The 15545-nt window shown below is 65.8% G+C and carries 14 protein-coding genes; 5 read left to right on the top strand and 9 right to left on the bottom strand.

Annotated features, from left to right (window positions below):
• Positions 1-212 precede the first annotated feature (212 nt).
• The gene (locus tag ACIBK2_RS02720; RefSeq protein WP_396962890.1) at positions 213-698 is read right to left on the bottom strand and encodes a hemerythrin domain-containing protein; all 486 of its coding nucleotides are present in this window, start codon (positions 696-698) and stop codon (positions 213-215) included.
• 271 nt (positions 699-969) lie between these two features.
• On the opposite strand from ACIBK2_RS02720, the gene ACIBK2_RS02715 reads away from it, so the two are divergent.
• Positions 970-1395, top strand: coding sequence for a hypothetical protein (locus tag ACIBK2_RS02715; protein WP_396962888.1), 426 nt, complete (start codon positions 970-972; stop codon positions 1393-1395).
• Positions 1396-1466: 71 nt separating this feature from the next.
• Here ACIBK2_RS02715 and arfB read toward each other — a convergent pair whose 3' ends face one another.
• Together arfB and ACIBK2_RS02705 are read right to left on the bottom strand one after the other, a co-directional pair.
• Positions 1467-1895: an alternative ribosome rescue aminoacyl-tRNA hydrolase ArfB gene (arfB, locus tag ACIBK2_RS02710; protein WP_396962886.1), complete on the bottom strand. Its 429-nt coding sequence runs from the start codon at positions 1893-1895 to the stop codon at positions 1467-1469.
• A gap of 178 nt (positions 1896-2073) precedes the next feature.
• Complete coding sequence (locus ACIBK2_RS02705) at positions 2074-3000, bottom strand: LysR substrate-binding domain-containing protein (protein WP_396962884.1); 927 nt, start codon at positions 2998-3000, stop codon at positions 2074-2076.
• Between the two features lie 93 nt (positions 3001-3093).
• Here ACIBK2_RS02705 and mqo point away from each other — a divergent pair, with 93 nt between their 5' ends.
• Positions 3094-4590 (top strand): malate dehydrogenase (quinone), encoded by a 1497-nt coding sequence (gene mqo / locus ACIBK2_RS02700; protein ID WP_396962882.1) that lies wholly within the window; start codon positions 3094-3096, stop codon positions 4588-4590.
• Between the two features lie 15 nt (positions 4591-4605).
• On the opposite strand, the gene ACIBK2_RS02695 is transcribed toward mqo, so the two are convergent.
• Positions 4606-8478 carry a hypothetical protein gene (locus ACIBK2_RS02695; protein WP_396962880.1) on the bottom strand — a complete coding sequence of 1291 codons (3873 nt, stop codon included), beginning with the start codon at positions 8476-8478 and terminating at the stop codon, positions 4606-4608.
• Positions 8479-8613: 135 nt separating this feature from the next.
• Between ACIBK2_RS02695 and ACIBK2_RS02690 the strand changes: the two genes are divergently transcribed.
• Positions 8614-9273, top strand: coding sequence for a hypothetical protein (locus ACIBK2_RS02690; protein ID WP_396962878.1), 660 nt, complete (start codon positions 8614-8616; stop codon positions 9271-9273).
• A gap of 107 nt (positions 9274-9380) precedes the next feature.
• Here the strand turns inward: ACIBK2_RS02690 and ACIBK2_RS02685 are convergent, their stop codons facing one another.
• The 4 genes from ACIBK2_RS02685 to ACIBK2_RS02670 all read right to left on the bottom strand — a co-directional run bounded on the left by ACIBK2_RS02685 (position 9381) and on the right by ACIBK2_RS02670 (position 13192).
• Positions 9381-9974, bottom strand: coding sequence for a DUF998 domain-containing protein (locus ACIBK2_RS02685; protein ID WP_396962876.1), 594 nt, complete (start codon positions 9972-9974; stop codon positions 9381-9383).
• Positions 9975-10076: 102 nt separating this feature from the next.
• Positions 10077-11651, bottom strand: coding sequence for an AMP-binding protein (locus ACIBK2_RS02680; RefSeq protein ID WP_396962874.1), 1575 nt, complete (start codon positions 11649-11651; stop codon positions 10077-10079).
• Between the two features lie 118 nt (positions 11652-11769).
• Entirely contained in the window at positions 11770-12624 is an 855-nt protein-coding gene (locus ACIBK2_RS02675) for an MBL fold metallo-hydrolase (RefSeq protein WP_396962872.1), read from the bottom strand.
• Between the two features lie 4 nt (positions 12625-12628).
• Positions 12629-13192: an ester cyclase gene (locus tag ACIBK2_RS02670; protein WP_396962870.1), complete on the bottom strand. Its 564-nt coding sequence runs from the start codon at positions 13190-13192 to the stop codon at positions 12629-12631.
• Between the two features lie 115 nt (positions 13193-13307).
• Between ACIBK2_RS02670 and ACIBK2_RS02665 the strand changes: the two genes are divergently transcribed.
• On the top strand, positions 13308-14000 hold the full coding sequence (locus ACIBK2_RS02665) for a TetR/AcrR family transcriptional regulator (RefSeq protein WP_396962868.1): 693 nt from the start codon (positions 13308-13310) through the stop codon (positions 13998-14000).
• A gap of 236 nt (positions 14001-14236) precedes the next feature.
• Positions 14237-15016, top strand: coding sequence for an alpha/beta fold hydrolase (locus ACIBK2_RS02660; protein WP_396962866.1), 780 nt, complete (start codon positions 14237-14239; stop codon positions 15014-15016).
• 94 nt (positions 15017-15110) lie between these two features.
• On the opposite strand, the gene ACIBK2_RS02655 is transcribed toward ACIBK2_RS02660, so the two are convergent.
• On the bottom strand, positions 15111-15524 hold the full coding sequence (locus ACIBK2_RS02655) for an SgcJ/EcaC family oxidoreductase (RefSeq protein WP_396962864.1): 414 nt from the start codon (positions 15522-15524) through the stop codon (positions 15111-15113).
• Between the last annotated feature and the right edge of the window lie 21 nt (positions 15525-15545).

Here is a 15545-nt window from a genome sequence, read left to right as displayed (position 1 = left end):
CCCCTGTGATCCCATAGTGTCCCCCACTATCTACCCCGATGTCCGGGGCGTCGAAATATCAAGCATTGCAACCGTATTGCCGCAACATGATGCAACGTACCGCAGGGGACCGACAAGTCAGCGCGGCATCGCGACGGGCGACCGGAGCAGGCGTACCGGCGGACGACGACACCCGCCGAATCCCTGATGGGTCGACCGCACCTATCGGGACATCATTGCCTGCGGCTGAACAGCTTCGCTGCGGTGTACTCGGCGCTCGGCAGCTCGTCCAGGGCGGCCGTGATTCGACGTTCCTCCCACTGAAAATGGGATTCCATAATGGCCGATAGCCCCGCGATCTCGCCGCGCACTGTCGCTAGATTCTCGGCGCTGAGCTCGGCGAGGGCGGTGGTCATTCGGGTCAGGATGTCTGCGACCAGATGGTGGTCGGCGGAAAGCTCGGTGAGTACTGGGGCCAGGTCCGGGAAGCGCTGGGCCAGAACGGGAAACGCTGTCTCGTCCTCGCTGGTGTGATGGTCGGTGAGGGCCTGGCAGAAGGCCAGGCAATGCGCGTGCAGGTCTCGGAGCGGGCCGATCGGCTCGTCGCCCCGATAGACGTCCAGTGCACGGGCGACGCGGCGTAGTTCGCTACGCAACCAGTCGTGAGTGTCGATCAGTTCGCGGCCCAGGGCGTGGGCGCGTTGGGGATGGGTGGACATGGAGATCTCTTTCGCGAAGCGGGCGGGAGGCGGCCTTCGCTGATGGTAAGAATGCGCGAAGGTCTGAAAAGTGTTGGGGCAGCGGTTGTTACGTGCCCGGTGTCAACAGGGCAGAAAAAGTGGACCCATGACTGCCTCCCGAAAATGCGGTGCCTCCATGCCGACGCCGTCCACCCGGCGCGCACACGCGACACCACCACATCCTATGCGGAAGTGCGCGCGGGTCAGTCGGCGTGCGCGAGGTGTCGGTGCTCCGTGCCACGATCCTCGTATGTCACTGGAGTTCTTCAATGGGTTGTCCGGGACGTTGGCGATCGTGCTGACGGAACCGACCGAGAATGTCGCGGCGAACCTGTCCAATCAGCGCGCAGCCGCAACCGCAACGATCACAGAAGTCTCGTTTGCGCCGAATGTGTTCGAAGATGGGGACTTTCGTGACTTGACCGACGACGAGTTCGACCGCGTCGTCCTAGACCTGCCCGCGCTGAACTTGCGCGGGTTCGGCGATCCCGTTGAACACCGAGCGCCTAACGGTAAGTGCTTCACGGTGCGTGACCTTGTCGCCGCTATCAGCGAGACGGAACGAAGCACTCGCCAGCAGTCGCAATGGTTCGGCGGCATCGACGTGCATCACATCTTCTTCGAAGGCATCCACGAGGGAGACGACGGAGTTTGGGAGATCTATTGGGGGTCCTGAACATCCGGTCGATCTTCATCTGAACGCGTGTGTTCTGACGGCCGCCGTTCGCAGCTGACATCGGTTCCCGGCTAGTCGTCGGGGGAGGCGCGACGATTGCGTTTGGTGACGCCGCGCCGCTTCTTCGCAGCGATGCGACGTTCCTTTGCTCCGCGCGAGGGCTTGGTGACGCGGCGCACGGGTGGCGGGGCGGCAGCGGCGTCACGCAGTAACGCGGCCAGGCGTTCGCGGGCGGCCGCGCGATTCTGCAACTGTGCGCGTTGTTCCGATGCGGCGATGGTGAGCACCCCGTTGACCAGGCGGGTGGCCAGGCGGTCGAGCATCCGGGTGCGCAGCCACTCCGGCACGGAGGGCGAGTTGGCAAGGTCGAACGACAGCTCGACCCGGCTGTCGGTGGTATTGACGTGCTGCCCTCCCGGACCGGACGACCGAGAGAACCGCTCACGCAACTCGGACCCAGGTATCACCAGCCCCCGAGTCACGGTCAGGTCCTCTGCCATGATCCGACGCCGCTCTTTCCTGTCCGCGAGTCGACTAGCCGTTCTACTTTCGACTGAATGGCGACCTCGTCCTTCACGATAGCGACGACCTTGTCGACGTGTAACAAGCAGGCCGTCGGCACATGCCGCGACCTGCGTCGGTCGGGTGAACGTACGCCCATGCCTGGATGAGGCGACATCAGCGGAGCGTCGGGACGTGTGGTCTGTTGATGTGTGCCAACGCGTTGTGGGCGATGTAGCTGTAGAGCCGTGCGACGGCAGGGGTGGGTCGGTGGTGGCCGGAGACGAGACCGATCGTGCGGTCGTGGGTGGTATTGAGGGCGATACGGTGCAGGTCGGGATGCGGTGTTTCCGGTTCGGGGAGAAGCGCGACGCCGAGGCCGTGGGCGACGAGCGAGCGCAGGGTTTCGAATTCGGTGATTTCGAATGCGACGTTAGGGGTGAATCCTGCTTCGGCGCAGCAGGTGTCGAGCATGCGGCGCAGATGGTAGGTCGGCGGGTTGGCGATGAAGGTTTCGCCGGCTACCTCGGCGAGGTCGATCGTGTTGCGATCGGCGAAACGGTGGTGGGCTGCGACGTAGAGGTGGATGCGTTGGTGTCCGAGGGCCCTCGTGGGCAGGTCGGTCGGTGCGGGGATCATGACGGCAAGATCGAGCCGACCCTCGCGGATCATGGTGGCAAGTGCTTCGCCATGTGCCTGGGTCAGATGGAGTCGGATTCGAGGTGCGTCGGCGTGAAACTCGGCTAACAGTGCAGGCATGCTGACCGGTCCCAAAGTGAGGGGGAATCCGAACCTCACCAGCCCGCCCTCAGGATCTGCGTTACTGCGAACGACACTGACGGCGTCATCGAGGGAACGCACGAGTCCTCGTGTGCGTTCGAACAATTCGCGTCCTGCGGCAGTGAGCGTGATGCCGCGCCCAGCAGGCTGGAACAGTTGGACCCCGAGTGTCTTTTCGACGGCTTTCAACCGTCGGCTCAGTGAGGACTGCGGGATTCCCAGCAGCTGCGCAGCGCGTGTGATGTGGCCCTCACCGGCCGCGGCATCGAAGGCCGCCAGCAGCGGCACCAACGTCTCGACCTCGGCCGACAGCAATTCATCCATTATCGGATGATAACCAGCCGATATTGCTCATGGACGGATGGATCGTACGCGCGTGATGATTCCCCCGACACCGCTTCAGGGGAGGGAACCGACATGCATGCAGCTCGCATCGACAGCACGAAACCGGTTGGACCGGAAGGGATTCTCGACGTTGTACTGATCGGCGGCGGCATCATGTCTGCGACGCTCGGAGCGATGATCGCCAAGATCCAACCCGACTGGTCCATGCTCATGTTCGAACGTCTCGGACAACTCGCCGCGGAGAGCTCCAACGCGTGGAACAACGCCGGAACCGGGCATTCAGGGTTGTGCGAATTGAACTACATGCCTGACCCTGACGATTCGTTCAAGGCCGAGCAGATCGGCGAATTGTTTCACCTGTCGCGACAGTTCTGGGCCGCACTGGTCGCGGACGGCGACCTCAGCGACCCAGCGGGGTTCGTGAATCCCGCGCCGCACATGGACGTCGTGTTCGGTGACCGCGACGTGAACTACCTGCGTCATCGATTCCAGACCCTGCGGTCACTGCCGCTGTTCTCGGCGATGCAATACACCGAGGATCCCGCAGTGATTGCCGAGTGGGCGCCGTTGCTGATGGCTGGTCGCGACTGCACTGTGCCGATGGCCGCAACCCGGTACGCCGCCGGTACCGACGTCGATTTCGGCGTGCTGAGCAGAACCCTGATCGAGGTCATGACCAAAGCCGGCGCACGCGTGCAAGTCGACCACGAGGTGACCGGACTGCACCGTGCCGCCGATGGGATCTGGACGGTTACCGGAAGAGATCGTAATACTAAGCAGCGCTTCACTGTTCGTGCCAAGTTCGTGTTCGTCGGCGCAGGCGGCTACGCCCTCAGGCTCCTGCAGAAGGCAGGCATCCCCGAGGTCCGCGGGTATGCGGTGTTTCCCTTCGGCGCACAGTTCCTACGAACCGACAACCCCGAAGTGGTCTCGCGCCACGATGCGAAGACATACGGCCAGGCTTCCCTCGGCGCGCCGCCGATGTCGGTGCCGCACATGGACAAACGCGTGGTCGACGGCCAGGAATCGTTGTTGTTCGGTCCGTACGCCACCTTCAGCACCAGACTCCTCAAATATGGCCGCCGCACCGATCTGTTCACCACCCTGCGCGTGCGAAATGTCGCGGTCCTGCTCGCGGCCGGCATCCAGAACCTGACTCTCGTTCGATACCTGATCGGCCAGCTTCTTTCGACCCGTGCCCGGAAATTCGCACAGCTGCAACGGTTCTATCCAACAGCCGACCCCGACGACTGGCGTCTGGTCCAGGCAGGACAACGCGCACAGTTGGTCAAACCGGACGCTCACCACGTCGGCGTTCTCACCTTCGGCACCGAATTGGTCACCGGGGCCGACGGCACTATCGCAGGGCTGTTGGGCGCCTCTCCCGGTGCCTCGACGGCCCCGGCAATAATGATCGATCTGCTCGAGCGATGCTTCCCCCGACAAATGGCCGGCTGGAGTCCGATCCTGCACACGTTGATGCCTGCCCTGGCTGCGCCAGTGGGTGTCGACCAGCGCCGCGTGGATGACAATCTGGCCAGGACGGACCAGGTCCTGGGTTTGGCCTAGAACACCTGCTGACGGTCAGTGGCAAGGGGGTTGGTAGGGGAGGTCGGGGAGGTGGATTTGCCATTGTTGGCGCGTGATCGTGCCGTGGGTTATTCGGCAGATGCGCTGGGCCGCGTGGTCGGTGTCGAGGTCGAATAGGAGGATGGTGTCGGTGCCGTCGGCGTTGACCATGGTGTGTCCGTCGGGGCTGAAGGCGAGGTCGAGTGGTGCGTCCGCGCGGGTGGCTACCGGTTGTCCTTCGGGTTCGGGTTGGGTCGGGTCGGTGACGTCCCAGAATCGGATGGTGTGGTCGGTGCTGGCGCTGGCGAGGGTTTTGCCGTCGGGGGTGAAGGCGAGGGTGTTGACTCCGTTGGTGTGGCCGGTGAGTAGTGCTATTGGTGTGGGTTGGGTGGGGTTGGTGACGTTCCAGAGTCTGATGGTGTGGTCGGTGCTGGCGCTGGCGAGGGTTTTGCCGTCGGGGGTGAAGGCGAGGGTGTTGACTCCGTTGGTGTGGCCGGTGAGTAGTGCTATTGGTGTGGGGTGGGTCGGGTTGGTGACGTTCCAGAGTCTGATGGTGTCGTCGGTGCTCGCGCTGGCCAAAGTCTTGCCGTCCGGGCTGAATTCGGTCGAGGTGATGTAGCTGCTGTGGCCGGTGAGTTGTCCGAGCGGCGCGGGGTGGGTCGGGTCGGCGACGTCCCACAGTTGCGCGGTGTTGTCGTCGTGTCCGGTCGACAGCGTTCGTCCGTCGGGGCTGAACGCGAAGAAGCTGGCGTGTCTGGTGTTCAGTTCCAGCGTCGGTCCAAGGATCGTCGGGTGGGCCGCGTCGGTGACGTTCCATAGTTGGACGATTCTGGCGTAGCTGAGCACGGCGAGAGTTCGTCCGTCCGGGCTGAATCGCACGTAGGTGTTGCAATTGCTACAGGACTGCAAGTAGCTGGGTGCTGCGGGGATGCGGCCGGACTGGATCGGCTGCGTCGGATCGGTGGTGTCCCAGAGTTGGACTGTGTTGTCCTCGGCGCCGGCGGCGAGCAGCGTGCCGCGCGGGTTGTAGGAGATCGAATTCACGGTGGCCCGGTGCCCGGCCAGGACGGTCATCGGCAGGGACCAGAGCCGGATCGTGCCGTCGGCACTGCCGGTGGCCAGGGTGCGGCCGTCGGGGCTGAAGCCGACTGTGTAGACGGTGCTGTTTCCGTCGGCGAGCGGCACGGCCAATGGTCCCGCATGTGCCGGGTCGGATACGTTCCACAGCCGGGCGGTGCCGTCGTCGCTGCCGGTGGCCAGCCGACGGCCGTCGGGGCTGAACGCCACCGACCAGATGCCCGCGGTGTGGCCGGTCAACGGCAGGCCGGCCGGGATCGGGCCGGCCGGGTCGGTCACATCCCACAGCCGGAGGGTTCGGTCACCGCTCGCGGTGGCGAGCAGACGATTGTCGGGGCTGAATGCCACCGAGAGCACGATGGCGGTGTGCCCGGTCAGCGCAGGGCCGACGCGCGTGACATGGCTCGGGTCGGCGACGTGCCAGAGCAGGACAGTGGTGTCGTCGCTGCCGGTGGCCAGGGTGTGGCCGTCCGGACTGAACGCCAGTGAGCGCACCGGTCCGGTGTGACCGGTCAAGGGCGGGCCGGACGAGGTCGGATGGGCCGGATCGGCCACGTTCCACAGTCGGACGGTGTGGTCGTCGCAGGCGGCCGCGAGGGTGCGTGCGTCCGGGCTGAAGGCCACCAGATAGATCGAGCCGCTACCGACTGTGAGCGGTGGCCCGAGACCGGTGGTGTGTTCGGGGTCGGCGATGTTCCACAGTCGGATGGTGCCGTCGTCGCCGGCGGTCGCCAGCGTGCGGCCGTCCGGGCTGATCACCGCCGCGGACACCCAGCTGGTGTGGCCGGTCAGCGGCTGGCCGATCGGCCGCGGCTGCGCCGGGTCGCGGACGTCCCACAGCCGCGCGGTGTGGTCTTCGCCGGCGCTGGCCAGCGTGTGTCCGTCGGGGCTGAAAGATGTCAGCGTCACTTCGCCGCCATGCCCGTGGACCGCGGCGGCCAATGGCGTGTTCTGGGTGGCGACGAGTCGGTTGCGGCTGTTCGGATCGGCTGGTCGCAGGCGCGCGGCCACCAGATCCAATTGCGCGGCGAGCGACGGCTCCCGCTCCGTTATCCGGTCGGCCTCGGCCATCACACTGCGATAGACGACATCGTCGCGCTGGTGCAGCGCGGTCGATCGCTGTTGTACGGCAACGAATGCGGCGGCGGTGGCCAGCACCGCGAAGACCACTACCGCAAGGGTGAGCAGGCGGGTGACGCGAGACCGCCGGTCCGATCTCGCCTGCTCGTCGATGCGAGCCCGGATGCTGGCCTGCAGAAACTGCCGCTCCCGATCGGCCATGCTGTGGCGGCCGGAGTGCGACCACGCGCTGGCATGAGCCAGGCGAACGCCCTGATACAGCAGCGTCGGATCCCGGTTCAGCGACTCCCACGCCTCGGCCGCCTCGGCCAGCTGGCGGTGAGTGCGCAGTCCGTCCCGGTCCTCGTCCAACCAGGTTTGCAGGCGCGGCCAGCCCCGGATGAGGGATTCGTGCGCGAGTTCCACGCCGTGCTCGGTCACCGTGACCAGTCGCGTGGCGGCCATCCGGTCGAGCACCGCGCGCGTGACCTCGTCGTCGAGTTCGTCATGCGCGGCACGGCGTTTGGTGTCCTCGGTGCCGTCGCCCGGCGCGATCAGCCGCAGCAGCAGGTGTTTGGCGGCCACGCGCTGGGAGATGTCGAGGCCGGTGTAGAAGGTCTCGGCGGTTTGCGCCAAGGCGCCGTCGACACCGCCGACGCTGTGGTAGCCGGACAGGGTCAACGTCGTGCCGCGGCGGCGCCGCCACGTTTCCAGCAGCGCGTGCGACAGCAGCGGCAGCGCGCCCACCTGCCCGGCGGTCGTCGCGATCAGCGCCGCCAGCAGCGGACCTTCCACCACGCACCCGGCCCGCGCTGCCGGACCGGTGATGGCTTGGCGGAGCTCGTCGACGCTCATCAGTCCGACCGGCATCTGCGCGTCGCGCAAGGCGGCCACCAAACCTGGATGCGTGGTGAGGCGGCCGTAGAAGTCCGCGCGCACGCCGATCACCACGCGACAGCGGCTGGTCGGTGCCTGCGCCGCGGCCAGCAGCGTATCGATGAACTGCTCCCGTTCCACGCGATCGGGACAGACGGTGAACACCTCTTCGAACTGATCGACCACCAGCACGAGCTCGGCCTCGGCGGGTTGCTCGGCCAGCGCCTGGCGCACCAACCGGTGCAGGCCATGAGCGTCGGCCAGCAAATCAGCGTGCACGCGGCCGGGTGTGTGGCCGACGAGTCTGGACAGCGTGATCGCGCACTCTTCCATCGGGTGCGGTCCCGGTGTGAACACCAGCGCCGTACCCGACGGGGTCGCGCCCGCGCGGATGCGGGCGATCAGGCCGGCGCGCAGCAGCGAGGATTTGCCCGACCCGGACGCGCCGACGACGGTGAGGAATCGGTGGCGTGGCAGCTGCGCCAGCACGTCTTCGATGAGGTTGTCGCGGCCGAAGAAGCGGTCGGTGTCCGGTGGCTCGAATGCCGCCAACCCGACATACGGCGCCTGCCCGCCGTTCGCGAGTGCGGGCGAAAGCTCCTGGGCTGCGGCGAGTTCGGCGGCCAGCGCGCGCCAGCGCTGTTCCCATGCCGTCACGTCGCCGTCACATGCCCGCACGTACGCCAGCGTTACCGCGAGGCTCGGCAGCTTGCGGCCGGACGCCGCCTCGGACAGTGCCGCCGCCGAATAGTGTGCCCGCCTTGCCAATTCGCGGTAGGTCGGCCCGCCCGCCTTCGCTCGCAGGCCGCGTAGATCCATCGCCAGCAGGCACAATTGCCCGCCATCCGCGTCGAGCAGGCGTTCCGAGCGTGGCACCGTGACCCCTCCGCATCCCACCCCGTTGTTCGGCAATTGTTGTTCAGCGCAAGGAGATCGACGCTGAACAACGAATCCGGGCTAAACCTAACGCAGTCCACACCGCAAGACCTTCAGGGGAATCCCCACTTGGAGATGGCCGCCGATGTCGTCGACAGCCTTCGGGAGGGGAGTGGGCTGAGGTTCCGAGCCCTCGACGTGTGTCGAGGTGCGACGCCGATCATCAGCAAGGAATTCACGATGAATGTGTTGTCCACAGTCAAGGTAATTGCGGGCGCATCCGCGCTCGCCGCGATGGTGATGTCGATGAGCTCCGTACCCGCTCAGGCCGCGCCTGCCGGGTCGGCACCCCCGAGCGCCGCGGAGCTACGCAATACAGATTGTCCAGTCAGCAACCCGCTGATCACCTACCGGGTCCACGTGCAGGACTATGGCTGGTTGGGCCAGTCCTGTGACGGCTACGTGGCCGGCACGACCGGCGAATCCCGTCGGATCGAGAAGCTCGAAGTACATGCGAATATCGGCTATCTCTGCCTCAAAGGCCACATCCAGGACCAGGGCGACGATCCTTCTTGGAGCTGCCAGAACGGAAGCACCCCCGCGGTGACCGGAACCGAGGGGCTGGGCCGGCGCCTGGAGGGCGTCCATATCTACATTCTCGATTCCCCGCCCATTTGTGCCGAGGCCCATGTGGAAGGCGACGGGTGGCAGGAGGCCAGATGCGGTACCGATCTCTGGGTGGGTACGTCGGGGCAGGGCAAGCGGATGGAAGCCATCAAGATCTGGAAGCAGTAAACAGCCCGGTGTAGCCGAATTCGGGTGTCGCCGAAGGTGACCCGGCGCGATGCGTGTTCGAGGCAGGGCTGGCTCCCACTATCGGGCACGCATTGCGCCGAACCGGGCTACGGCGTTCGCGAACATATCTCCGCCACCACCGCGACCGAGCCGAGTTCGACTGCGGTCGCGAGCAATAGCCGCACGCTCAATCCGGACATGTTCGGCCACGCGACCAGCACCAGCACCAGCACTGGTGGAATCGCGCTGATCCATCGCCACGCAGGGGTCGGCGCGCGGAGGATCACCGAGGTGGCGAAGATCAGCCACCCGATCTGGGACAAGGCGAACCCCACCTCGTGCAGGATTCCGTGCCAGCTGAAGTCGTCGGGTGCCCCCTCCGGCGCACCGGGCGGGAACCCGGCGCCCGGATCGGTGATGCACAATCCCGCCATCACCAACCCGAGGCCGATCTCGGCCACCGCAGCCGGAATCACGTTGCCGACCGAGCCCATTCGTTGCAGCCCCACCCCGCAGACCACGCACAGCACGCCCGTAATGGCAAAGTTCAGCACCTGGATCCAGCCGAACGGACCCAGACTCAACAGGCTGATCGGATGCCGCCCCAGATCGAATCCGGCTCGGGTCTGCGCCTGGATCAGCACCGTCACGATGAACAGTGGTCCGGCAACAACGCCGCACGCCAGGAACACTCTTGTCATCGTCGGCGTCGCCCTGTTCTGCCACATCGGCCACTCGCCTCGCTTCGTTCGATCGGACTCCTATCCGGTACGTCGAAGCCGACAAGTCGATCCGGACATCGATCATCCGTCGATGAGCGCCCCGGATACGTCTGCGGCGTAACGGCTTCGGAGCTGACGCTTGTAGACCTTGCCGCTGTCGTCGCGAGGGAGGGACTGCACGATCTCGATGCGGGCGGGCACCTTGTAGTTCGCGAGTTGACCGGACAGTGTTCGGCGGACCGCGTCGGCGGTGAGGTTCGCACCGGGGCGGGGCAGAATGTGCGCGGCCACGAGCTCGCCGAGGTCGCCGGTGTCGGGTATGCCGAACACAGCTACATCCTCGACGCCGTCTATGGCGGCAATGGCGTTCTCGATTTCGGCGGGGTAGATGTTCACTCCGCCTCGGATCACCACTTCGGCATCCCGGCCGGTGAGATACAGGAAGCCGTCTTCGTCGAGATAGCCGAGATCGCCGACCCACAGCATGCCCTCGACGGGGGAGTGCGGTGCGCCCTGGTTGAGGTACTCGAAGCGAGGCCAGTAGTCGGCACCGCGCACCCAGACGCGGCCGATCTCGCCGACAGGCAGTGCGTTGCCCTGTTCGTCGCCGATGTGCACGGCCGAGCCGTCGGTGGCGCGGCCGACGCTGCCGGGGTGGTCGAGCCAGTCCGCGGCACTGATCCAGGTGATCGTGCCTGCCTCGCTGCACCCGTAGAACTCCCAGAGCGCATCGCCGAACAGGTCGATGGCGGCCCGCTTGAGGGCGGGCGGGCACGGTGCGGCGGAATGAATGACGTGGGTGAGACTCGAAAGGTCGTAGGCCGCAAGGATTTCGGCGGGCACGCTCAGAATGCGCGAGACCATCGTCGGCACGATCTTGACCTGCCGGATGCGGTGGTGGTCGACCAATCGCAGGAACTTGTGGGCGTCCCATTTGGGCATGATCACGATGTCGGCGCCCATCCGCAGTCCGAGCACGGCGACGGCGTTGGGGGAGGTGTGATACAGCGGTCCGGCCACCAGCATCGGCACGCCGGGGGCCAGGCCCATCCGCTCGGCGGTAGCGCCTGCGATGCTCAGCAGCTGGTGCGGTGTCATCTGTTCGCGTGCAACACCTTTGGGTTTGCCCGTGGTGCCTGAGGTATAGATGACGCCCATGGATTGGGCGATCGCCCCTTCGATGTGCCCGACGGGTTCGGGGTGGGCGGCGATCCAGTCTTCCAGCGAGTCGTGGCGACCGGTGGGCTCGGCCAGGGCGAGATTCCAGCCGCCCTCGGTGAGAAGCTCTGGAGGCATGGCGATTTCGACGATGCGGGCGGTGCTGCCCGCCAGTTCGCGAGCGGCTTCGAGGACGGGCACGAACTCGGTGTGCGAGAAGATCAGGCGCACTTGTGCGTCGGCGAGGACGTGCGCGACTTCGCTTGCCGTCCAACGCGTGTTGATCGGCAGCGGGTTGGCCCCGGTGGACGCGATGCCTACCGAAACCTCGAGGAATTCGAGGTCGTTGCGAGCCATGATGACGCATTTGTCACCGCGCTCGATGCCGGTGGCCAGGATCGCCGACCCGAGCCGACCTGCGCGAAGCAGGGCTTCGGGCTGGGTGCGGGTGCGGGCGCCGCAGACGAGGGTCGGCGTTTTCGGCGGGGTATCGATCATGTCTGGGAGTCTGCCATCTCAACGATCGTGAGATTTCGGCTGTATACGAAACCTGTTCAGCGTCGACGGCATCAGCCGACATCGACTCTGTCGCAGCATGTTCCGCGCAGAACGAGAACTAGCCGCCTGGTTGTCGAAGCCGATCGTCCTGGCGTCTGATCGCTGCGGGCTCGTTGATCACGTCGAGTTGTTGAGCGCGGTGAAGAAGAACAGGATCGTGCGCGTTGACGAGGAGTAGGTCGGGCGTCGGTGTCGCCCACAGTTCGGCGAGGCGCTCGTGGTTGGCCCGGACATCGGCCATGCTGTGCGCGACGACGCGCTCCAGCATGGTCAGCGCCCGTGGTGTCCGGCCGGTGCCGTCGATCTGCCCGTGGTGGTAGAACGCGTCACCGGCGTGCAGGATCCACCGTTTGCCGGTGTCGATGGCGACAGCGGCATGGCCACGGCTGTGTCCGGGCAGGCTGATCATGACAACGCCGGGCGCGATATCGGTGAGCTCTTCGGCAGTGGTGAAACCGTGCCACGGCTCGCCGCGTCCGGGTGTATGCAGAACGTACGTGGGGTGGTGGTCGTGTTGCGTTGGCAGATACCGCCCTTTTTCGACGAAACCGCTCGGATGGAGTGCCGCATTCGCCTCGACGGCGGTGAGATGAACTCTGGCCCAAGGGAAGTCGGCGAGCCCGCCACTGTGGTCGGCGTCGAAATGAGTGATGACGACATCGCGGACATCGCGCGGGTCGAAGCCGAGGCGTTCGATCTGCCGGATGGCGGTTTCGTTCTCGTCGAACCGCGGGCGGACGAAGAAGCGGCTCGGCCCGAACCGAGCGCCCGGATCGGCGACGTCGCGCAGACCTAGTCCGCTATCGATCAGTGCGAGGCCGGTGTCGGTTTCCACCAGCAGGACGTGGCAGACCAGGCCCTCGGGTGTGCCCAGCGGGCGCATGGTGCCGCAGTTGAGGTGGTGAACCTTCATCCGGTCACGCACCGAGGTTCGGTGGTGTGGTGGTGAGCAGTCGGGGATCCGGCGGGGCGCCTGCCGTGGCGACGGCGCCTGCTGCTGCTCGGGCGAGCGTGAGCAGTTCGCGGGGGTTGCGTTTGTCCAGTCCGCCCAGCAGTTGCTTCAGGATGGTGAGCTGGTCGAAGTAGATGCGTTCGACGGCCAGGTTCTCGTGTTCGTCGAAGACGAAGTAGGCCGTCATCCTGGTCCGGTGGGTCGAGCCCGTCGGTGGGATCTTCCCCAGTGGGCCTAAATGTGTTCCGAGCAGCCAGAATTCGACGATCACCGCGTCGTGACTGTGTCGCAGCGCGATGATCTCGTGGTCCTGGTCGGGAAAGGCGCGGCGGGTGTCGCGGTAGTAGTCGCGGACCTCGTCGTCGCCGTCGTGGACGACCATCGGCGCGATCAGCTCGTAGTGCGGGTGCGGGAACGTCGAAAGTGTTGCGTCCCAGTCCTGGAGCACCTCGTCGTGGAAATGGTCGAGGACGAGTTTCTCTCGTGCGCGCAGGATGTCTTCGGGGGGCAAGGTGAATCGTGTCGACATCAGTGACTCCTGGGAGACGCACGTGGGGCTTCGATATCCACAGCGTGGGTTTACGTACCGCCGACCATATACCCACGGTGTGGATTTAATCAACGGGTTGCGGCAAGATGGGCTGATGACCAGTCACGCTGCACCGGCGCGCCGCGGGCGACCCCCGAAAGGTGCCGGGCAGCTCAGCCGTGCGGGGATCGTCGAGGCGACGCTCGCGGTGATCGGCGACGAGGGAGTTGGCGCTGTCGGCATGCGAGCGGTGGCTCGAGTGCTCGGAGTCGATCCGAAAAGCTTGTACAACCACGTCGATGGCAAGGATGGGTTGCTCGACGCGGTTGCCGAATATCTCCTTGGCTCGATCGAATTGCCTACGCGCACTGGTGATCTCCGCGCCGATCTGCGTGCCATCGCGGACGCTTTCCGTCAGCGCGCGCTGCTGCACCCGGCGGCCGCGGCGTTGGTGCTCACGCGGCAATTGGGATCGCGGGAGGGGTTGGCGCCGACCCAGGCGGTCCTGGGGGTGCTCCTCGCCGCGGGATGCGCCCCGGACCAAGCGGTCCATCTGCTGCGAACGATGCTGGCGACCCTTGTCGGCACGCTGCTGCGGGAGGTGAACGCCGGGCCGACCTACGGAACCGGCGACATCCCGGGCATCGCCGCGCGGCGAGAGTCGTTGGCGCAGTCAGGATTGCCCGCCGTCGTCGAGGCTGCCCCCTACCTGGCGCGGTTCGACAGCCAGGCGGAATTCGACTTCGCGATGGACCTGACGCTCGACGCGCTCGTCGCCCGCATCAACGCCTCGGTGCCGAACAACTGAACCATTGTCACCTGATTCGGGGGCATGTCAGGTCCGGCGCATGAATGCGATTGTGTAGCGAACGTTCTGGATGTTCCGCTCGACCGCGCTGACCAGCTCCTACGGTTCGCGCAACTCGATGCCGGTGACTAGATAGACGACCGCTCGGCAGGTCGGAAGCAGTCTTGCACAAACGTCTTGCACATATGTCTAACACGGGCTAGTGTTCTCCTTGTTCGACACTGAAGGAGATTGAAATGACCACCACCCGAGCCGCTTTCGCCATCGATGGCCGTAACCTGTCCTACCTGGACTTCGGCGGCGCCGGGCGCCCGCTGCTGGCGCTGCACGGACACATGTCCGATGCCGCCAGCTTTGCCGGGTTGGCCGAACGGCTCGCGCCCGGCTGGCGGCTCATCGCACTCGACCAGCGTGGACACGGTTTCTCCGACCGCGCGGACGACTACTCCCGGGCCGGTTACATCGCCGACATCGCCGCGCTGCTGGACCACCTCGGCCTGGACAGCGTTGTACTGCTGGGTCATTCGCTCGGCGGCATCAACAGCTACCAGTTCGCAGCCCGGTACCCCGAGCGTGTCGCGGCGTTCATCGACGCCGACGGCCCGGCCAGCCTCGGCCTCGACGGCCACAACCCGTTGCAGTTCGTGCTCGCCCTGCCTTACGAGGCGCCCACCCGCCAGGAACTCGTCGACGCCATGGGCCCGATGGCCGCCAATTTCGGCGGCCTGGTGCGCGAACGCGCCGACGGCAGCTGGAGCCTGCCCTTCTACCCCCGCGACATCGTCGACTCGGAAGACCAAGTGCACGGCGACCATTGGGCCGACTGGACCGCCGGCACCTGCCCCGCCCTGCTCATCCGCGCCACCCAGGGCGTAGTCCCCCGCGAACAGGCCGACGCGATGATCCAACGCCGCCCCAACACCCGCCTGGCCGAACTCGACACCGACCACTTCATCTACACCAGCGACCCCGACGGTTTCGCCAAAACCGTCAACGAATTCCTCGCGGACCTCTGACCTAGGCATTCGGCACGGCCTGCCCTATTGCCGAGCCGGATGGCTCTCATCCGCATCGGCGGACGAGAGCCATCTGGTCAGTTCACGCCGCGGCTCACTGAGCAGGCGCCAGTACCGGGCTGTTGTGATAGGCGGCGATCAGCCACTGACCGTCGCGCTTCTCGAAGACCCACGTCGCGTTCACCTTTCGCTCGTCGCCGGGAATTTCGGTTTCGCCGGCGAACAGGATGGCGGACTCACTGATGACGAGCGCGGCGTCCTGGCCGAGGAATCGGATGCTGAGCTGCTTGTTGTAGGTCGAGCTGCCCGCGAGCGGCCCCTCGAAGGCCAATGCCATGTTCTGGCGGATCACCTCGCGGCTGTCGCGGAGCGAGCCGGTCATGATGGCGGTCGCGTCGGCGGTGTAGTCGGCGACCATGGCGTCGGCGTCGCCCGCCTCCCACGCCTTGTAGGAATCAGCAAGCACGGCCTGGATCGCGGCCTCGTCTGCGGCACGATTGTTCGACATCGAAGTCTCCCTTGTTGATCG

Origin of the sequence: Nocardia sp. NPDC050175 (assembly GCF_044459885.1) — a bacterium.
GTDB lineage: Bacteria > Actinomycetota > Actinomycetes > Mycobacteriales > Mycobacteriaceae > Nocardia.
The sequence above is the reverse complement of the archived record's forward strand: the minus strand, read 5'-3'. Positions and strand labels throughout refer to the sequence as shown.